Origin of the sequence: Paenibacillus sp. VTT E-133291, from assembly GCF_002264395.1 — a bacterium.
In the GTDB taxonomy this organism is placed as follows: domain Bacteria; phylum Bacillota; class Bacilli; order Paenibacillales; family Paenibacillaceae; genus Paenibacillus_AQ; species Paenibacillus_AQ nitricinens.
Window position 1 is genome coordinate 20058 of record NZ_NFVA01000039.1, and the last position, 20943, is coordinate 41000.

At 44.3% G+C, this 20943-nt stretch carries 19 protein-coding genes and 1 other annotated feature; all 19 genes read right to left on the reverse strand.

What is annotated here, in order from left to right; all coding sequences use genetic code 11:
• Positions 1 to 26: 26 nt before the first annotated feature.
• The 19 genes from rpsS to rplK all read right to left on the reverse strand — a co-directional run bounded on the left by rpsS (position 27) and on the right by rplK (position 20884).
• A complete protein-coding gene (gene rpsS, locus CA598_RS16485) occupies positions 27 to 305 on the reverse strand; it encodes a 30S ribosomal protein S19 (protein ID WP_036652940.1) in 279 nt (92 codons plus the stop codon).
• 72 nt (positions 306 to 377) lie between these two features.
• Positions 378 to 1208, reverse strand: coding sequence for a 50S ribosomal protein L2 (gene rplB, locus CA598_RS16490; protein WP_042192171.1), 831 nt, complete (start codon positions 1206 to 1208; stop codon positions 378 to 380).
• A 27-nt stretch (positions 1209 to 1235) separates the two neighbouring features.
• Positions 1236 to 1529: a 50S ribosomal protein L23 gene (gene rplW, locus CA598_RS16495; RefSeq protein WP_036680537.1), complete on the reverse strand. Its 294-nt coding sequence runs from the start codon at positions 1527 to 1529 to the stop codon at positions 1236 to 1238.
• Positions 1529 to 2152, reverse strand: coding sequence for a 50S ribosomal protein L4 (gene rplD / locus CA598_RS16500; protein WP_042192174.1), 624 nt, complete (start codon positions 2150 to 2152; stop codon positions 1529 to 1531). Before rplD ends, rplW begins: the two co-directional genes overlap by 1 nt.
• Before the next feature lie 25 nt (positions 2153 to 2177).
• Entirely contained in the window at positions 2178 to 2801 is a 624-nt protein-coding gene (gene rplC, locus CA598_RS16505; protein ID WP_094871872.1) for a 50S ribosomal protein L3, read from the reverse strand.
• A gap of 41 nt (positions 2802 to 2842) precedes the next feature.
• The gene (rpsJ, locus tag CA598_RS16510; RefSeq protein WP_017692074.1) at positions 2843 to 3151 is read right to left on the reverse strand and encodes a 30S ribosomal protein S10; all 309 of its coding nucleotides are present in this window, start codon (positions 3149 to 3151) and stop codon (positions 2843 to 2845) included.
• 226 nt (positions 3152 to 3377) lie between these two features.
• A complete protein-coding gene (locus tag CA598_RS32725) occupies positions 3378 to 4724 on the reverse strand; it encodes a globin-coupled sensor protein (protein WP_094877201.1) in 1347 nt (448 codons plus the stop codon).
• A gap of 314 nt (positions 4725 to 5038) precedes the next feature.
• On the reverse strand, positions 5039 to 6229 hold the full coding sequence (gene tuf, locus CA598_RS16520) for an elongation factor Tu (protein WP_042192178.1): 1191 nt from the start codon (positions 6227 to 6229) through the stop codon (positions 5039 to 5041).
• Between the two features lie 109 nt (positions 6230 to 6338).
• On the reverse strand, positions 6339 to 8417 hold the full coding sequence (gene fusA, locus CA598_RS16525; RefSeq protein ID WP_094871870.1) for an elongation factor G: 2079 nt from the start codon (positions 8415 to 8417) through the stop codon (positions 6339 to 6341).
• A gap of 47 nt (positions 8418 to 8464) precedes the next feature.
• The gene (rpsG, locus tag CA598_RS16530) at positions 8465 to 8935 is read right to left on the reverse strand and encodes a 30S ribosomal protein S7 (RefSeq protein WP_036680520.1); all 471 of its coding nucleotides are present in this window, start codon (positions 8933 to 8935) and stop codon (positions 8465 to 8467) included.
• A gap of 44 nt (positions 8936 to 8979) precedes the next feature.
• Entirely contained in the window at positions 8980 to 9399 is a 420-nt protein-coding gene (gene rpsL, locus CA598_RS16535) for a 30S ribosomal protein S12 (protein ID WP_036680518.1), read from the reverse strand.
• A gap of 133 nt (positions 9400 to 9532) precedes the next feature.
• On the reverse strand, positions 9533 to 9784 hold the full coding sequence (locus CA598_RS16540; RefSeq protein ID WP_042131229.1) for a ribosomal L7Ae/L30e/S12e/Gadd45 family protein: 252 nt from the start codon (positions 9782 to 9784) through the stop codon (positions 9533 to 9535).
• A gap of 179 nt (positions 9785 to 9963) precedes the next feature.
• Positions 9964 to 13575, reverse strand: coding sequence for a DNA-directed RNA polymerase subunit beta' (gene rpoC / locus CA598_RS16545; RefSeq protein ID WP_094877202.1), 3612 nt, complete (start codon positions 13573 to 13575; stop codon positions 9964 to 9966).
• 115 nt (positions 13576 to 13690) lie between these two features.
• Entirely contained in the window at positions 13691 to 17236 is a 3546-nt protein-coding gene (gene rpoB / locus CA598_RS16550) for a DNA-directed RNA polymerase subunit beta (RefSeq protein ID WP_094871867.1), read from the reverse strand.
• 423 nt (positions 17237 to 17659) lie between these two features.
• Positions 17660 to 18259 carry a class I SAM-dependent methyltransferase gene (locus CA598_RS16555; protein ID WP_094877203.1) on the reverse strand — a complete coding sequence of 200 codons (600 nt, stop codon included), beginning with the start codon at positions 18257 to 18259 and terminating at the stop codon, positions 17660 to 17662.
• A 210-nt stretch (positions 18260 to 18469) separates the two neighbouring features.
• Complete coding sequence (gene rplL / locus CA598_RS16560; RefSeq protein ID WP_094877204.1) at positions 18470 to 18829, reverse strand: 50S ribosomal protein L7/L12; 360 nt, start codon at positions 18827 to 18829, stop codon at positions 18470 to 18472.
• Positions 18830 to 18895: 66 nt separating this feature from the next.
• Positions 18896 to 19399, reverse strand: a complete 504-nt coding sequence (rplJ, locus tag CA598_RS16565) for a 50S ribosomal protein L10 (RefSeq protein WP_042192187.1) — start codon at positions 19397 to 19399, stop codon at positions 18896 to 18898.
• A gap of 64 nt (positions 19400 to 19463) precedes the next feature.
• Positions 19464 to 19616 (reverse strand) — a sequence feature (ribosomal protein L10 leader region).
• A gap of 67 nt (positions 19617 to 19683) precedes the next feature.
• Entirely contained in the window at positions 19684 to 20376 is a 693-nt protein-coding gene (gene rplA / locus CA598_RS16570; RefSeq protein WP_036680504.1) for a 50S ribosomal protein L1, read from the reverse strand.
• An 82-nt stretch (positions 20377 to 20458) separates the two neighbouring features.
• A complete protein-coding gene (gene rplK, locus CA598_RS16575) occupies positions 20459 to 20884 on the reverse strand; it encodes a 50S ribosomal protein L11 (protein ID WP_042131235.1) in 426 nt (141 codons plus the stop codon).
• Positions 20885 to 20943: the final 59 nt, after the last annotated feature.

A 20943-nucleotide genomic window follows, 5' to 3' on the forward strand; every position in this document is an offset into this window, starting at 1 on the left:
CCTCCTTTCAAACAGAGACCTTATTATTATCTTCTTGTTTTCTTATCGTCACCCGCGTGGCCTTTGTAAGTACGTGTTGGCGCGAACTCGCCCAACTTGTGACCTACCATATCTTCTGTTACGTATACAGGCACGTGTTTACGGCCGTCATATACACCAAACGTATGTCCGATAAACTGAGGGAAAATGGTTGAGCGACGGGACCAAGTTTTAACTACAACCTTTTTTTCAGCCTCGTTCAGTTCCTCAACTTTTTTAAGCAGGTAGCCATCGATAAACGGCCCCTTCTTTAAACTGCGACCCATGTGTGAATCCTCCCTTCATCCGGTTCTTCAAACCGCGAATCGACGCTTCGCGCTTTATTAACTTGAAGCGTCTTATTTCGTGCGGCGGCGAACGATATATTTATCAGATGCCTTGTTTTTCTTACGCGTTTTGTAACCAAGGGTTGGTTTACCCCATGGAGACATAGGCGATTTACGTCCGATTGGAGCGCGGCCTTCACCACCACCGTGTGGGTGATCGTTCGGGTTCATTACTACACCGCGTACTTCAGGGCGACGGCCAAGCCAGCGACTACGTCCAGCTTTACCGATTTTGATCAATTCATGATCTTCGTTACCTACAGATCCGATAGTTGCACGGCATACGCTAAGGATCTTACGAACCTCACCGGATGACAAACGAACGGAACAGTACTTTTCTTCTTTACCAAGCAATTGAGCTTCTGTACCAGCAGCACGAACCAATTGTCCGCCTTTACCTGGTTTCAACTCAATGTTGTGGATAACTGTACCGACTGGGATATTCTCCAGTGCAAGACTGTTACCAATTTTGATGTCGGCTGTTGGGCCAGACTCTACTTTATCCCCAACTTTTAAGCCTTTAGGAGCGATGATATAACGTTTCTCTCCATCAGCATAGTGGATCAAAGCAATATTAGATGTACGGTTCGGGTCATACTCGATTGTAGCAACGCTACCTGGTATGCCGTCTTTAGTCCGTTTGAAGTCGATAATACGGTATTTACGTTTGTGTCCGCCGCCATGGTGACGAACCGTAATTTTACCTTGGTTGTTGCGTCCCGCATGTTTGAACAGCGGAGAAAGCAACGATTTCTCTGGCTGGTTTGTTGTGATTTCTTCAAACGTAGACACAGACATGTGGCGTCTTGCCGGAGAGGTCGGTTTGTACTTTTTGATTGGCACTATAGTTTCCTCCTTACTTTAAGAGTATTATTCTACCGCTTCAAAAAATTCAAGCGGTTTGCTGTCCGGGCTAAGCTTAACGATGGCTTTTTTCCACTCTGGAGTGTAACCAGAATATTTACCATAACGTTTCAGTTTGCCAGGTACGCGCATTGTGTTCACATTAGTTACTTTTACTTTGAAAATAGCCTCGACAGCTTTTTTGATTTCGGTTTTGTTAGCACGGATATCCACTTCAAAAGCGTATTTCATTTCGCTCATGTAGTCGGAAGTACGTTCCGTAATCACCGGACGTTTGATAATATCACGAGGATCTTTCATTACGCGAACACCTCCTCTACCTTCAGAACTGCTTCTTTAGTGATGATCAGTTTGTCGTACGTTAGTACGTCAAGAACATTAATGCCGTCAGCCGCTACGAATTTCACCCCAGGGATGTTACGAGCGGAAAGTGCTACGTTATCATCATAGCTAGTAGCTACGATCAAAGCTTTGCGTTCCACTTTCAGGTTGTTCAAGATTGCTGCGAATTCTTTCGTCTTCGGAGCATTCATTGTTAAGCTATCCAATACGATAATGTCATTCTCGAGTACTTTCGAGGACAAAGCGGATTTGATCGCCAAACGACGAACCTTCTTAGGCAATTTCCAAGAATAGCTGCGTGGTGTTGGTCCGAAGACAACGCCGCCGCCTTTCCATTGTGGAGAACGAATGGATCCTTGACGAGCGCGACCTGTACCTTTTTGTTTCCAAGGCTTACGTCCACCGCCACGAACTTCAGAACGTCCTTTTACTTTGTGTGTACCACGACGAAGGGAAGCTCTTTGCATAAGCGCAGCTTCATGTAGAACGTGCTCATTCGGTTCAATACCGAATACTGTATCACTCAGTTCTACTTCACCAACTTCGTTGCCACTAATATTAAAAAGTGTTACTTTTGGCATTTCATGTTCCTCCTTTCTTAGGTAATTATTTCTTAACGGTTTGTTTAACTTTCACGAAGCTGTTTTTAGGACCTGGGATAGCGCCTTTAACCAGCAATACGTTACGTTCAACGTCAACCTTGATGATTTCAAGCTTTTGAACCGTGATAGTCGTGTGACCCATATGTCCTGGAAGGCGTTTGCCCTTCGGAACACGGTTAGCTTGGATAGAACCCATGGAACCTGGTCTTCTGTGGTAACGCGATCCGTGTGCCATTGGTCCGCGGCTTTGTCCCCAACGTTTGATGTTACCTTGGAAACCTTTACCTTTGGATGTACCAGTTACGTCAACAAATTCGCCCTCAGCAAAGATATCAGCCTTCAGCTCTTGTCCAACCTCGAGAGTCCCGAGATCAACACCGCGAATTTCGCGAACGTAGCGCTTAGGTGTTGCATTTGCCTTTTTGGCGTGACCCTGTTCAGGCTTATTGGAGCGACTTTCTTTTTTATCAGAAAAGCCCAATTGCACTGCTTCATATCCGTCGATATTCAGGTCTTTCTTTTGCAGTACTACACAAGGTCCTGCTTCGATAACAGTAACTGGAATTACGTTACCTTCTGGAGTAAACACTTGAGTCATACCGAGTTTTTTTCCTAAGATACCTTTCAATGTTGACACCTCTTTTCTTTTCCTAAGTTACTAATAAAGAATTACAATTTGATTTCGATATCTACACCGGACGGTAGATCCAAGCGCATCAAGGCATCCACAGTTTGTGGTGTTGGGTTCACAATATCGATCAAACGTTTGTGAGTCCGTTGTTCAAACTGTTCACGGGAATCCTTGTACTTGTGTACCGCACGGAGAATAGTAATGATTTGCTTCTCAGTTGGCAACGGAATCGGTCCAGATACACCAGCACCCGAACGTTTTGCAGTTTCAACGATTTTCTCTGCGGATTGATCAAGAATTCTGTGGTCGTATGCTTTCAAGCGAATACGAATTTTTTGCTTTGCCATTTTAGTCCCTCCTTCTATCGCCCAATTTATTATCGGACATACTCCGTGAAAATTTTCTGACGTCGACCTCATGGCAAAGGGGCCGGGTGTGTCAGTAACCTCTCACATCATCGCAACGTCTCAGAACAACATTTATTATTATATATAATAGGCGGCAGTATTGCAAGCTTAAATAACAAAACAACGCATATTTTTTTCATGCGCTGCTTTATTACTATTATATAGGTTAAAGATTCTCAGTGGCAGACTTAAAAACTTCAGCTGACTCGGCAGTCTGTGCTGTTGCTGACCCAATTCCCTCTATAGTCTGAATCAATGTTCTTATTTCTTCTTCTACTATAACAATCTCTTGTGTGCTACTTCTCATCGCCTCAACAATTTCAGAAAATAAAAGACTTGTCTCAACGGATTGATGTTTCCCGCTTCTGGTTAGCTCTTGTACCTTACGTATCTCCTCAACGACCTGTTGTGTGAGAATTCCTGATTTGTACGTCAGCTCTATGATCTGAATTACAGTATTCTTCGTATCCTCTGCCAATCGACTAACTTCTTGAGCAACTACACTAAACCCTCTACCATGCACTCCGGCTCTAGCCGCTTCTATCGTTGCATTAAGTGAAAGAATTTTAGTTTGATCTGCAATATCTTTTACTGAGTTTACGATTTTTTGAATTTGTTTAGAGGAATCACTTAATTCGTGGACTGAATGTTCCATTTCACTGGTACTTTGATAAATAAGATTAATCTGTTCTGTTAAGCTATCCAAATGCTCATGTCCATCTGTAGCCAACCCCTGCGACTCTACAGCGGATGTAGCTGTATGTTGGAATGTTCTACTCACTTCATTGCTACTGGCTACTAGCTGCTTCACAGCAGCATTTGTGTCGATACTAAAATCTATTAATTCGCTGCTGAATTCAGCAATTTTCTGCTTTAATTCATTTTTAACCAAAAGGTATTGTTGTTCCTTCTCTTTGACGTTTTCCTTCTCATATTCCTCTAGGACAAGTTGTTGTTCAAGGTTAAGCAGCTTAGTTACGGTCTTAACTACATGTAGACGTGAATGGTCATCCTGTGTCTCATTATAAATAACTTGTATAAAAACGTTCTGAAGATTTTGAAAAGCGGATAAGTACCATTTAGGCTCAAGTCCTACTCTTTTGTGAATATTAGCAATCTTCATTCGCTTTGCTATGTATTCTTTATCAACATTGCCATCAAAAATTTCAATGATATGCTCGCGGAGTGTTGTTTTCAACCTCTCAATACTACTATGCTCCAGTATAATGGCTTCGAGTTTATCCACTCCTAATACCGAATTATAAAATTGATCAATGATATAGTCTATATTCTTTTCAACGCTAGGCTTTACCCTACGTAATAATTTCAAATCTGCTTCAGTTAGATCAATCATTCTCATTTGCTCATTGAGTTCGTCATAACCCTCAAGAGTATGAAAAAAATCTTCAGTACGCTTAGTCTGGTGTTCATGTTCTAGATTAGGGGTGTGAGAATCCTCATTATTATTACGTGATGTTATAGCATGCATGAATGAAAAAGGACATTTTCCCATGTTATCACTCTCCCCTTAATTACTATTTTTTTACAATATTACCTCCCTTTCATTTTACTCTATGATTATTAAAATTGTAAACAATTTATCGTTGAATTTTGTAGAATTTTGTAGAATCATTCGAAATAATATACTTATTTTAGCTTATATTGTCGAATATTAGATGATTTATCCTCAAATGAAACGAAAAATCAATTAATAGTCTATCGAACAAAATAAGAAATTAAGTAATATTACAACAAAAAGCCCCGGATTCTCCGCAAGAAGAATCCGGGGCACTATGATTCAGAGTCTACCCGCAGATAGAAACGAATTTATTTTTGGATGGAAGCTACGCTACCTGCTCCAACTGTACGTCCACCTTCGCGAATGGAGAATTTAGTACCTTCTTCAATAGCGATAGGGGAGATCAAAGCAACAGTTACAGTGATGTTGTCACCAGGCATAACCATTTCAGTACCTTCTGGCAAGTTGATGATGCCAGTTACGTCAGTTGTACGGAAGTAGAACTGTGGACGGTAACCAGTGAAGAATGGTTTGTGACGTCCGCCTTCTTCTTTAGTCAAAACGTAGATTTGAGCAGTGAACTCAGTGTGTGGTTTAACAGAGTTCGGTTTAGCCAATACTTGGCCACGCTCGATCATAGTACGGTCTACACCACGAAGCAAAGCTCCGATGTTGTCGCCCGCTTGAGCGGAATCCAGCAATTTACGGAACATTTCTACGCCCGTAACTACGGATTTCTTAGTTTCTTCGTGAATACCAACGATTTCGATTTCTTCTCCGACTTTAACTGTTCCGCGTTCTACGCGACCAGTTGCCACAGTACCGCGACCAGTGATGGAGAATACATCTTCGACAGGCATCAAGAATGGTTTGTCAGTTTGACGCTCTGGAAGTGGAATGTACTCGTCGATTGTTTCGAACATTTCAACAATCTTCTTAGCATATTCGCCTTCTGGGTTTTGAAGAGCTTCACGAGCAGAACCACGAATGATTGGAGTATCGTCGCCTGGGAAGTCATACTCGCTAAGCAAGTCACGAACTTCCATTTCAACCAATTCCAACAACTCTTCGTCTTCAACCATGTCGCATTTGTTCAAGAAAACAACGATGTATGGAACACCTACTTGACGGGACAACAGGATGTGCTCGCGAGTTTGTGGCATAGGGCCATCAGCTGCGGATACAACCAGGATAGCTCCGTCCATTTGCGCTGCGCCTGTGATCATGTTTTTAACATAGTCGGCGTGACCAGGGCAGTCTACGTGAGCGTAGTGACGGTTAGGAGTTTCATATTCAACGTGGGAAGTGGAGATTGTGATACCACGTTCGCGCTCTTCAGGAGCTTTGTCGATTTGATCGAATGCGATAGCTGCGCCACCGTAAGTTTTGGACAATACAGTAGTGATTGCAGCAGTCAGAGTCGTTTTACCATGGTCGACGTGACCAATAGTACCGATGTTAACGTGCGGTTTGTTACGTTCAAACTTTGCCTTTGCCATTTGAACAGTTCCTCCTTAATGTGGGGTTCCTTATATTTGAGCCGCCCGTATATATGCTTATCTTAGATGACTGAGTGATTATACTCGGACGGCAAGTTAAAACTAGTAATTATTCTCCGCCTTTGTTCTTAGCAGCGATCTCTTCCGCAATGGATTTCGGAACTTCTTCATAGTGAGAAAGCTCCATTGAGAATACGCCACGTCCTTGAGTACCAGAACGAAGAGTTGTAGAGTATCCGAACATTTCGGAAAGAGGCACCTTAGCACGGATAATTTGCGCTCCACCACGGGAATCCATACCTTCGATACGGCCACGGCGGGAGTTCAGCATACCCATAACATCACCCATATATTCCTCAGGAACAGTTACTTCTACTTTCATGATTGGCTCAAGCAGGACAGGCTTACACTTGTCTTTAGCTGCTTTAAGCGCCATCGAGCCGGCAATTTTAAATGCCATTTCGTTGGAATCGACATCATGGTAAGAACCATCAACGATGGTAGCTTTAACGTCTACAAGCGGGAAGCCTGCAAGTACGCCGTTTTTCATTTGTTCTTCGATACCCGCAAGTGCAGGAGCGATGTACTCTCTAGGAACCGAGCCACCGACAACTTTACTTTCGAATTTGCTACCAGTACCTGGCTCGAGGGGTTCAAATTCAACCCATACGTGACCGTATTGACCACGACCACCAGATTGGCGTACAAATTTACCTTCGACGCGAGCAGGTGCCTTGAACGTTTCGCGGTAAGCAACCTGTGGTTTACCCACATTGGTTTCTACTTTGAACTCACGACGCATACGGTCGATGATGATGTCCAAGTGAAGTTCACCCATACCAGCCAGGATAGTTTGGCCTGTTTCTTCATCAGTATGAGCACGAAGAGTGGGATCCTCTTCAGTCAACTTACCGAGAGCAACGCCCAATTTATCTTGGTCAGCTTTTGTTTTTGGTTCAACAGCGATTTCGATAACTGGATCAGGAAAGTTCATTGATTCCAAAATTACTGGATGCTTCTCATCACACAGTGTATCACCTGTACTGGTGTCTTTCAAACCAACTGCTGCAGCGATGTCACCAGAATACACGATGGAAATCTCTTGACGGCTGTTAGCATGCATTTGAAGGATACGACCAATACGTTCACGCTTGTTCTTAGTAGCATTAACTACGTAAGATCCGGACTCTAGAATACCAGAGTATACACGGAAGAACGTAAGTTTACCTACATAAGGGTCAGTCATGATTTTAAATGCCAAAGCTGCAAACGGTTCTTCATCCGAAGAATGACGAACTGCTTCAGTTCCATCATCAAGATGTCCAGTGATAGCTGGAACGTCAAGAGGAGATGGCAAGTAATCAATAACCGCATCCAGCATAAGCTGAATCCCTTTGTTACGGTAGGAGGATCCAACAATTACAGGGAACAATTTAACTTCAACTACGCCTTTGCGCAGTGCAGCTTTAATTTCCGGAACTGTAATTTCTTCGCCTTCCAGGTACTTCATAGTCAGATCTTCATCAAGTTCAGCAACTTTCTCGATCAACTCGAGACGCAGCTCCTCAACTTTGGCCAAATATTCTTCCGGAATATCCGTTACTTCGATGTTTTGGCCTAGATCATCTCTGAACATGTGTGCTTTTTGCTCAACAAGGTCGATAATACCAGTGAAATCACTTTCTGCGCCAATTGGCAATTGAATAGCAACTGCATTGGCTTGAAGGCGATCACGCATAGTTTCGATTACGTTAAGGAAGTCTGCACCGATAATGTCCATTTTGTTCACATACGCAATACGGGGTACGTTATAACGGTCAGCCTGTCTCCATACGGTTTCAGACTGAGGCTCAACGCCCTCTTTTGCACTAAATACACCTACTGCCCCATCCAATACACGCAGGGAACGTTCAACTTCAACAGTGAAGTCAACGTGTCCTGGGGTATCAATGATATTGATGCGGTGACCTTTCCACGCAGCAGTCGTAGCAGCGGACGTAATCGTGATTCCGCGCTCTTGTTCTTGCTCCATCCAGTCCATTGTAGCAGCACCCTCGTGAACTTCACCGATTTTGTGCGTACGGCCTGTATAGAAAAGAATCCGCTCTGTGGTAGTTGTTTTACCAGCATCAATATGCGCCATGATCCCGATATTACGTGTATTTTTTAAGGAGAACTCTCTAGCCATGAAATGGATCTCCCTTCAAAATATAAGTTATTTGAATGACCTTAATCCTACCAACGGTAGTGAGCGAACGCTTTGTTTGCTTCAGCCATTTTGTGTGTATCTTCACGTTTCTTAACAGAAGCGCCTGTGTTGTTGGAAGCGTCGATGATCTCAGCCGCCAAACGCTCTTCCATCGTCTTCTCACCGCGGTTGCGAGAGTAGTTTACGAGCCAACGTAATCCCAGAGCAGTACGTCTCTCTGGTTTAACCTCGATAGGTACTTGATAGTTAGCACCACCGACACGACGAGCTTTGACTTCCAAAACCGGCATGATGTTCTTGATGGCAGCTTCGAAAACTTCCATCGGATCTTTACCCGTACGTTCTTCAATCAATTTGAATGAATTGTACAGAATGCTTTGAGCGACACCTCTTTTACCACCCAGCATAATGCGGTTAATCAAACGAGTAACCAACTTGCTATTATACAACGGATCTGGCAATACGTCTCTCTTAGTAACTGGACCTTTGCGTGGCATGGATATCCCCCTTTCTTAAATGTTTATTATTCTAGAATTTTTTCTTATTTCTTAGCTTTAGGACGTTTAGCACCGTATTTAGAACGAGCTTGCATCCGGTTAGCTACACCTGCTGTATCCAATGCACCACGAACGATATGGTAACGAACCCCTGCAAGGTCCTTTACTTTACCTCCGCGAAGTAATACAACACTGTGCTCTTGTAAGTTATGTCCGATACCCGGGATATAAGCTGTTACCTCGAGACGGTTCGTCAAACGAACACGGGCATATTTACGAAGCGCTGAGTTTGGTTTACGTGGAGTCATAGTACCAACACGAGTGCACACACCGCGTTTTTGCGGAGCGCTCAAATTTGTAGCCTCACGCTTGAGGGCGTTATACCCTTTTTGAAGAGCGGGAGATTTAGATTTTTCGATTTTGGCTTGACGGCCTTTACGAACCAATTGGTTAATTGTTGGCATGTTGTTGCCACCCCCTTCCTGAAATGATAGCCGATTTAAGAACTCTAAGCCCACAGACCCAGGCGGTTCATAAAAAGACAAATGAAAAGTTCTTGCCGCTGGAGTTCACCCCAGTACAAAAACATTTCCGTAGCTATTGTTTTAAGACGGCTGCCATCGCAGCGCCAACTTCTATTCCGCAGGCCTTGCCCAAATTTAGCATTGTATCCACGTATGTGATCTTAACACCTTGTTTGTTACAAAGCATAACTATCCTGGAAGTAAGCCTTTGATCTCCGTCCTCTGCCACATAGACTTCTGCGGCTTGGCCCAACTCTACCGCCTTGACGGTTTGTTTGGTACCGATCTTGACCTGAGCATCCTGTAGTCCTCTATCATCAGTCATAATCATTACCTCCAATGAACAAGGATAACATGGCTACTCACGCACCTTAGACATTTTAGCATTATCAATAGATGGTGTCAAGAAATTCAGCAATAATATTTATCATTATTATACACAGCAGATATTCGTGTCACACCTATGAATAGGTATGACACGAGTTCACTACCATGATTGCTAATTTATTCAGCAGGAACCGGCTCTAAAGATTCAAGCGCGCTTTCTGCATTTGGATCACTTAACTTAACATTACGGTAACGATTCATACCAGTACCTGCAGGAATCAACTTACCGATAATAACATTTTCTTTGAGTCCAAGCAACTTATCTACTTTGCCTTTGATAGCAGCATCTGTTAAGACACGAGTTGTTTCTTGGAAAGATGCAGCGGATAAGAAGGAATCTGTCTCAAGAGATGCCTTGGTAATACCGAGCAAGACTGGTTTAGCAACTGCAGGCTCTTTACCAGACAAGATGGCTTCCTTGTTAGCAGCTTCATATTCATGAATATCCGCAAACGCACCTGGTAACAGACTTGTGTCACCTGCATCAATGATACGGATCTTCCGAAGCATTTGTTTGATCATAACTTCAATGTGCTTATCATTGATCTCAACGCCCTGGTTACGATATACACGCTGAACTTCTTGCAGAATGTAGTTTTGTACCCCACGGATCCCTTTGATTCGCAGCATTTCTTTAGGGTCAATCGAACCGTCTGTCAACTCATCGCCGGCTTCAATCTCTTGGCCTTCGCTGACACGTAGACGTGAACCATAAGTTATGGAATAAGTCTTGGATTCTGCTTCACCTTGAACCTCGATTTCACGACGATCCTTAGTTTCACGGATTTCCTTGATTACACCATCGATCTCACTGATTGTAGCCTGACCTTTAGGGTTACGGGCTTCAAACAACTCTTGAATACGCGGCAAACCTTGCGTGATGTCATCACCGGCAACACCGCCGGTATGGAACGTACGCATTGTAAGCTGGGTTCCTGGTTCACCGATAGATTGTGCAGCGATAATACCAACTGCTTCACCGATCTCAACGTGTTTACCAGTTGCCAAGTTACGACCGTAACATTTCTTACAAACACCATGACGAGCACGGCAGCTTAGTACAGAGCGGATTTGTAGCTTAGTTACACCAGCGTCTACGATTGCTTCCGCTTTATCGGAGTCAATCAAATCGTTGCGGTGAACAATGATTTCGCCTGTTTCTGGATGACGGACAGTCTCGAAGCAGTAACGACCTTCGATACGGTCATACAGATCCTCAATAACCTCTTTACCATCCTGAATACGACTAACTGTAAATCCTTTATCCGTTCCACAATCTTCCTCACGGACGATAACGTCCTGAGCTACGTCAACGAGACGACGAGTCAAGTAACCGGAGTCAGCAGTACGAAGTGCGGTATCGGCAAGACCTTTACGCGCTCCGTGAGTGGAAATAAAGTACTCCAAGACCGTAAGACCTTCACGGAAATTCGCTTTAATTGGCAATTCGAAAATCCGACCCGAAGGTGTTGCCATCAGACCACGCATACCACCCAGCTGAGTGATCTGCGATTTGTTACCCCGCGCTTTGGAGTCAACCATGAGCATGATAGAGTTGAAACGGTCCATCGATTTCAGCAGGATGTTCGTAAGATCATCCTTCGTTTTCGACCAGATCTCAATAACACGGTCGTACCGTTCGTCATTAGTGATCAGACCACGGCGATATTGGTTAGCAACCACATCTACCTTAGCTTCGGACTCTTTCAAGATCGTAACTTTCTCCTCAGGCACGATAACATCCGACACGGCAACGGTAACACCGGAACGTGTGGAATAAGTGAAGCCGAGTTGTTTAATTTTATCCAAAATCATAGAGGTTTTGGTTGTATGATAAGTTTCAAAACAACGTGCGATAATCAGACCCAGATATTCTTTACCTACAGCGCTGGCTTCAGGAGCGGATTCAATCAGCTCGCGAATATCTGCACCTTTTTCATAGATAAAGTATTTCTCTGGCGTGCCGTGCAGCAAGTTAGTCTTAGTCGCTTCATTGATATAAGGGAAACTACTTGGGTAAATTTCATTAAAGATAATCTTACCGATCGTAGTAATCAACATTGCGCCTTGTTGTTTTTCCGTAAAGCAAGTCTTACCCAGTGCTTTAACTGGAATAGCTACACGAGCATGAAGTCCTGCAGTTCCGCGTTGGTAAGCTGATACAGCTTCATTTACGGTACGCAGAATCATACCTGATCCTTTTTCTTCCTTGTTGTCCATGGTCAGGTAGAAAGTACCAAGGACCATATCCTGGGAAGGTGTTACAACCGGTTTTCCGTCTTTAGGGTTCAAGATATTACCGGATGCAAGCATGAGAATACGTGCTTCCGCTTGAGCTTCTGCTGACAGAGGAACGTGCACCGCCATTTGGTCACCGTCAAAGTCGGCGTTATAAGCCGTACATACGAGTGGGTGAAGACGAATAGCATGACCTTCCACCAAAATCGGTTCAAAAGCTTGGATACCGAGACGGTGAAGTGTTGGTGCGCGGTTTAGAAGTACTGGGTGCTCTCTGATTACTTCTTCAAGTACATCCCATACTTCAGGACTTACACGCTCAACTTTACGTTTTGCGCTCTTTATGTTGTGGGCTAGGCCCTTATTAACCAATTCCTTCATGACAAAAGGTTTGAACAATTCTAGCGCCATTTTCTTAGGAAGTCCGCACTGGTACATCTTGAGGTACGGTCCTACAACGATAACGGAACGACCAGAGTAGTCAACCCGTTTACCGAGCAAGTTCTGACGGAAACGTCCTTGTTTACCTTTCAGCATGTGGCTGAGAGATTTTAATGGACGGTTACCAGGACCCGTTACCGGACGTCCTCTACGGCCGTTATCGATGAGAGCATCGACAGCTTCCTGTAGCATCCGTTTCTCGTTCTGCACGATAATGTCAGGTGCACCAAGATCCAGCAGTCTCTTCAGACGGTTGTTCCGGTTAATAACACGACGATAGAGATCATTCAAGTCGGACGTAGCAAAACGGCCACCATCCAATTGAACCATCGGACGAAGCTCCGGAGGAATAACCGGAAGAACATCCATGATCATCCAATCAGGCTTGTTGCCGGAGTTACGGAATGCTTCAATGACTTCCAGACGTTTGATCGCCCGGTTACGGCGTTGGCCTTGGGCCGTACGCAGTTCTTCTTTGAGGAATTCCAGCTCTTTATCGATGTCGATATCTTGAAGAAGCTTTTTAACAGCTTCAGCACCCATGCCGGCTTGGAAACCGTAACCGTATTTTTCACGGTAGCTACGATATTCTTTCTCGGACAGAAGTTGTTTCTTTTCCAGTGGTGTTTCACCTGGGTCAGTTACAACATACGAAGCGAAGTAGATAATCTCTTCAAGTGATCTTGGAGACATATCTAGTGCCAAACCCATGCGGCTTGGGATACCTTTGAAGTACCAGATATGAGATACCGGAGCAGCCAATTCAATGTGACCCATACGTTCACGACGAACTTTAGCACGAGTAACTTCAACGCCACAACGGTCGCAGACTACGCCCTTATAACGGACACGTTTGTATTTACCGCAATGACATTCCCAGTCTTTTTGCGGTCCAAAGATACGCTCGCAGAAAAGACCCTCTTTTTCCGGTTTCAATGTACGATAGTTAATGGTTTCCGGTTTCTTAACTTCTCCGCGGGACCATGAACGAATCTTCTCCGGAGAAGCGAGTCCGATTTTCATAAATTCAAAATTGTTAACGTCCAACAAGGAGCAACCCTCCTTAACCTAATCCTGATTTAGTACCGCTTTGCCCTCCTCTTACTGTTACATCAAAAGAGGGCGCGGTCCTTTATAAAATGGAACTTTAAAGCTCCAAGCGTGATTATTCTGCTCCGACTTCTGCGCCTTCTAAATTGAGGCTCAGCTTGTCGCCTGACGTCTCGTCCTCATCGTCCAATTCTCTCATTTCAATTTCCTGCTCGTCACCGCTAAGAATCTTAACATCCATACCCAGGGACTGCAGTTCTTTGATCAATACCTTGAACGATTCAGGAACACCTGGTTCCGGTACATTTTCACCTTTGACAATGGATTCGTACGTCTTCACGCGACCAACCACGTCATCGGATTTTACGGTCAAAATTTCTTGCAATGTATATGCAGCACCGTAAGCTTCAAGCGCCCACACTTCCATCTCCCCGAAACGCTGTCCACCAAACTGAGCTTTACCACCCAGTGGCTGCTGCGTAACTAGTGAGTAAGGTCCTGTTGAACGGGCGTGAATCTTATCATCAACCATGTGCGCCAGTTTGATCATATGCATGACGCCGACAGTAACTTCACGTTCGAAGCGTTCACCTGTCCGACCATCGTACAATATAGTCTTACCATTACGCTGCATGCCAGCTTCTTCCATCGTATCAAATACGTCATACTCACGCGCTCCGTCGAATACCGGCGTTGCAATGTGAATTCCCAGACGCAATGCGGCCATACCAATATGGACCTCAAGCACCTGTCCGATATTCATACGAGAAGGAACGCCTAGAGGGTTAAGAACAACCTGTACTGGCGTACCGTCCGGAAGGAACGGCATATCTTCTTCTGGCAGGATACGAGCAACGACACCCTTGTTACCGTGACGTCCGGCCATTTTGTCACCTTCAGAAATCTTACGTTTCTGAGCGATGTACACACGAACCAATTGATTTACGCCAGGAGGCAGCTCATCGCCGTTCTCACGTGTAAACACTTTAACGTCAACGATAATACCATCACTACCGTGAGGAACGCGTAAAGAGGTATCCCGCACTTCACGAGCCTTCTCACCAAAGATAGCGTGTAGGAGACGCTCTTCTGCAGTCAATTCAGTTACACCCTTTGGAGTAACCTTACCAACTAGAATGTCACCAGCACTGATTTCCGCACCGATGCGGATAATTCCACGCTCATCAAGATTGCGCAGAGCTTCTTCGCCCACGTTTGGAATATCACGTGTGATTTCTTCAGGTCCCAGTTTAGTGTCACGAGCTTCGGATTCGTATTCCTCGATATGAATCGAAGTGTATACATCTTCCTTAACTAGTTTTTCACTTAACAGGATCGCATCCTCGTAGTTGTAACCTTCCCAAGTCATGAACGCAACGACTACGTTACGACCAAGAGCAAGTTCGCCCATTTCTGTAGAAGGACCGTCCGCCAGGATGTCACCCTTCTTAACAATATCCCCTCTTTTAGCTAGAGGACGTTGGTTAATACAGGTACCTTGGTTAGAACGCATAAATTTGTGTAATTTATATTTAACGATATCGCCTTTAACTTCTTTGCCTTCGACAGTCTCAACCCGGCGCAGCCAAATTTCATTAGCTGAAGAACGTTCGATAATACCGTCATATTTAGAAACAACACATACGCCAGAATCCTTAGCGGATTTATGTTCCATCCCTGTTCCGACCAACGGAGCTTTAGGAATTAGAAGTGGAACAGCTTGACGCTGCATGTTAGATCCCATCAGAGCGCGGTTGGAGTCATCGTTCTCAAGGAACGGAATGAGCGCCGTAGCGACGGATACGACCTGTTTAGGCGAAACATCCATGTAATCTACACGATTACTTGGCATTGTTGTAATGTTGTCAGAGTCTTTATTGTAACGAACGATTACCATGTCTTCCTTAAAGGAGCCATCTTCATCGATCAATACGTTAGCCTGAGCAACTACATAATTATCTTCCTCATCCGCAGTCAGATAATCGATTTGTTCAGTTACCTTACCCGTCTTTGGATCTACCCAACGATATGGAGCTTCAATAAAGCCATATTCATTGATACGAGCAAAGGTGGACAAGGAGTTGATCAATCCAATGTTCGGACCTTCCGGTGTTTCAATTGGACACATCCGGCCGTAGTGACTGTGATGGACGTCACGAACTTCAAAGCCCGCGCGTTCACGTGTCAAACCACCAGGTCCGAGTGCAGACAGACGACGTTTATGCGTAAGTTCCGCAAGTGGGTTCGTCTGGTCCATAAACTGAGACAACTGGGAGCTACCGAAAAACTCTTTAATGGACGCGATAACCGGACGAATATTGATCAGAGCTTGAGGCGTAATAGCATTAGCATCCTGAATCGACATTCTTTCACGCACAACGCGCTCCATACGGGACAAACCGATACGGAACTGATTCTGCAGAAGTTCACCTACAGAACGTAGACGACGGTTACCCAGATGGTCAATATCATCGGTATTACCAATTCCGTGAAGCAAATTAATAAAGTAGCTGATCGAGGATATAATATCAGCTTGAGTAATGTGCTTAACAGACTTGTCGATGTTGCCGTTAGCGATCAGCTTAATAACCCGACCTTCTTCAATTGGCGAGAATACGTCAATTGTTTGAAGAGGAATATCTTCACTGTCCGTAACTCCGCCAGTAACACGGTAGTTTTTAAAGGCAACATTCTTTTCGAAATACGGAATCAATTCATCAAGCAGTCTACGATCGACCATTTGGCCGGATTCTGCCAGAATTTCTCCGGTAGAGTCATCAACCAAAGGTTGAGCAAGACGTTGATTGAAAAGACGGTTCTTAATGTGCAGCTTTTTATTGATTTTGTAACGGCCTACATTAGCTAGGTCGTAGCGTTTTGGATCAAAGAAACGCGCAACCAGCAAACTTCTGGCATTGTCTAGTGTCGGCGGTTCGCCCGGACGGAGTCGCTCATAAATCTCAATAAGCGCCTTCTCCGTGGAGTCCGTGTTGTCTTTATCCAGCGTATTGCGAATATATTCATCATTGCCAAGCAATTCCAGAATTTCGGCATCACTACCGAAACCGAGAGCACGCAAAAGTACGGTAACAGGAATTTTACGAGTCCGATCGATACGAACATACATAATATCCTTAGCGTCGGTCTCAAGTTCCAACCAGGCTCCGCGGTTCGGGATTACTGTGGCGGTGTAGGTTTTTTTGCCGTTCTTATCCACTTTTGTGCTGAAATAGACGCTTGGAGAGCGAACCAACTGGCTGACAATAACCCGTTCTGCACCGTTAATAATAAAAGTGCCGGTCTCCGTCATCAGCGGGAAATCTCCCATGAACACTTCCTGCTCTTTGACCTCACCGGTCTCCTTATTAATGAGCCGCACCTTTACACGCAGAGGAGCCGCATACGTCACGTCCCGCTCTTTAGCGTCGTCAACCGTATATTTTGGTTCACCCAGGCTGTAATCAATGAACTCTAGTACCAAATTACCTGTGAAATCCTGGATCGGCGAGATGTCCTGAAACATTTCCCGCAATCCTTCCTCCAAAAACCAATCATAAGATTTTTGTTGGATCTCGATCAGGTTCGGGACCTCGAGTACCTCGTTAATTCTCGCATAGCTCCGCCGAGTGCGTCGACCATACTGAACAAGATGTCCTGCCAACTTTACTCACCCCTCATGTCTACTCACTTAAAAATTGATTGCGAACCCTTGTTTGGAACCGTATAATGGAACCATACTACAAGGATTCAGTCATAAATAAAAGAAAAGCCCTTATCGAAATCTTCGAAAAAAGAGCGCACTTATCCATGACCAAAATACTCCTTATCCAGTAGATTTGCCCAAAACGTACATATTATACGTAACCAAGCAACAGTTTATGCGCTATTATCTATTACCGCGTAACACTCGCTACGCCAGAGCATAGAGAACCAATTCGCAAAAAACTTGCCGTACGGCTTGCGCTAGCCGGCGACAATATATCGCTTGACATTTTCAGCAAACTAAAGACATGGAGCCTATCTTAATACTGACATTTTATAATAATACCATTATCACTATCACATGTCAATAACCTATTGATTTTTATTTTTGAGCTTTAATAATACGATAACCTTTATCTTTGCCCACTTCTTCTACATTTGAGAACAAGCTTTCAAGTTTAGCTACCGCTGATGGAGCGCCCTGCTTCTTCTGAATAACAATCCACAAAAATCCACTCTCATTTAAACGCTCATAAGCTTCTTCAAAAATCTGATGCACTACAGCTTTTCCTGCACGTATCGGAGGATTGGTAAGAATCACATCGAACTTTTGTTGTTCATTCAATGCGCCGAGCACATCGCTTTCCATTACCGTAACATTCCGGATTCCATTGTGCTGGGCATTTTCACGCGCAAGTTCTACCGCACGACTATTAATATCAATCATCGTAACTTGCCCTTTGGGGGCTAGGTATGCTGCACTTATGCCTATCGGTCCATATCCGCAACCCACATCAAGCACTGCTGAACCGTCCGGAATATCCATAGCTTCAATGAGAACTCGACTACCGTAATCGATGTCTCCTTTAGAGAACACACCCGCATCACTTGTAAAACGAAAGCTTTTGCCTCTTAGAACGGTGTCGATGGTACGTCTGTCATGACGCACTTCCGGTTGCTGCGAATAATAATGTTGCGACATCTCTATCCTCCCTTTCCTTTATGTTAATAGTTTGTATTCACACAACCCTACTAACTCTATCAAGCATAAACGCCTCTGATGTCCTTATAAGGACGGTAAGCTTTCAGCGAGAAATATAAAGATAAAGTATAGTATAAAACTTATACTTTCTTATATTTTTATAAAATAAACCCCTTGAACAAGTTCAAGGGGTTTTCAGTATAGAAGGAATTACTTCACTTCTACAGCTGCGCCTGCTTCTTCCAATTTTGCTTTAGTAGCTTCGGCTTCTTCTTTGCTTACTTTTTCTTTAATTGCTTTTGGTGCGTTGTCTACAACGTCTTTAGCTTCTTTCAAGCCAAGGCCTGTGATTTCGCGAACGATTTTGATAACGTTGATTTTGGAAGCGCCAGCGCCTGTCAAAATTACGTCAAATTCGGATTGCTCTTCAGCTACTGCTGCTACCGCACCGCCAGCTGCTACTGGAGCTGCTGCTGTTACGCCGAATTCTTCTTCAATTGCTTTAACCAGGTCGTTCAGTTCCAATACGCTCATGCCTTTAATTGCTTCCAAGATTGCTTCTTTACTCATGATTGAACCTCCATTTATAATTTAAATTTGTTTGTGGTATTGATTTATGCTGCAAGAGTCAAAGGCTTACGCGCTTTGTTCTTCTTTTTCAGCAACAGCTTTAACTGCAAGCGCGAAGTTGCGCATTGGAGCTTGAAGTACGCTAAGCAGCATGGACAGCAAACCATCGCGGGATGGAAGCTCAGCCAGTGCTTTCAATTGGTCCGCGTCGATGACACGTCCTTCTACTACGCCGCCTTTCAATTTCAAAGCGTCGTTTTTCTTGGCGAAATCGTTTAAAATTTTAGCTGGAGCTACTGCATCAGTTGTACTGAATGCGATAGCTGTTGGACCAGTCAAAACTTCATCCAACTCAGTCAACTCAGCCGCAGCAGTTGCGCGACGTAGCAATGTGTTCTTCAGGACTTGAAACTCAACGCCAGCTTCACGAAGTTGCTTACGCAGTTCAGTCACTTGGGAAACGTTCAATCCACGGTAGTCCGCTACAACAGTCGAAAGACTGTTTTGCAGTTTCGCAGTAACAACGTCAACCGCATCCTGTTTTGCTTGAATTACTTTTGCATTTGCCAATGTATACACCTCCTGAAAATTTATGTGTCGGCGTCCTTTCCAAGGAAAGCATCACCGCTCCTACGCAGGCATTAGAAAAGCCTCCGCAGAATCACGAAGGCTTGATAAAACGAAAGTTAGACGAGCGAGCTCGTTACTTCTTGTTTCTATCACAACACCTCGGTAGGAAATTAAGCACTAAGGCACCTACTGTCTACGGTAAGCATATTCAAGGTTAAGATTGATACCTTAAGTTTCACAACTGTTATAGATTATCAAAATTGACTCAAAGAGTCAACCCTTATTTATCTGAAGACGGTTGTGTTCACACGAGCGCTAGGACCCATTGTGGAAGAAATCGAGATGCCTTTAAGGTATACACCTTTAGCAGCAGCTGGTTTCGCACGGTTCAAAGCGTCGATAAGAGCTTTAAGGTTATCGTTCAATTGTGCAGCATCAAAGGACACTTTGCCGATTGGCGCGTGAATTTGACCTGCTTTGTCAAGACGATATTCGATTTTACCGGCTTTGATTTCTTGCACAGCCTTGGAAACATCGAATGTAACTGTGCCAGCTTTAGGGTTAGGCATAAGACCTTTACCACCAAGCAGACGACCCAGTTTACCGACTTCACTCATCATATCAGGTGTAGCTACGCAGACATCAAATTCAAACCAGCCTTGTTGAATTTTGTTGATCATGTCTTGATCACCAACAAAATCCGCGCCAGCAGCTTCTGCCTCTTTCGCTTTTTCACCTTTTGCAAATACAAGCACGCGTTGTGTTTTACCAGTGCCGTGAGGCAGGACAACAACACCACGAACTGCTTGGTCTTGTTTACGCGGGTCTACACCCAGACGAACTGCTGCTTCAACGGTTTCGTCGAATTTTGCAGTCGCTGCCTTTTTCACAAGCTCTACAGCTTCTGAAGGCTCGTAAGTTGCTTCGCTGTTGATCAGCTTAGCAGCTTCTTGGTATTTCTTACCATGTTTAGCCATGAAAATGTTCCTCCTTTGTGGTGTTAGCGGAAATTCCTCCCACATACTTGCGGGTCACGAATGACCGATTCTTCGAAAACTACTAGTCTTCGATTGTGATGCCCATACTGCGAGCAGTACCTTCAACCATACGCATTGCAGCTTCTACAGATGCAGCGTTAAGGTCAGGCATTTTTGTTTCAGCAATTTCACGAACCGCAGCGCGGCCGATTTTTGCTACTTTTTTCTTGTTTGGTTCGCCGGATCCTTTTTCTACTTTAGCAGCGATGCGAAGCAGAACAGCAGCCGGAGGAGTTTTAGTGATGAACGTAAAGGAACGGTCTTCAAATACTGTAATTTCAACCGGAATGATCAAGCCAGCCTGGTCGGCAGTACGAGCATTAAATTCCTTACAGAATGCCATGATGTTGACACCTGCTTGACCTAACGCCGGACCTACTGGAGGCGCTGGATTCGCTTTCCCTGCAGGAATCTGCAGTTTCACCATTTTAATAACTTTTTTAGCCATGAGTGACACCTCCTTGCAAAAATAGTGGTCTTCGAACGCCATTGGCGCTCTCCCACAAG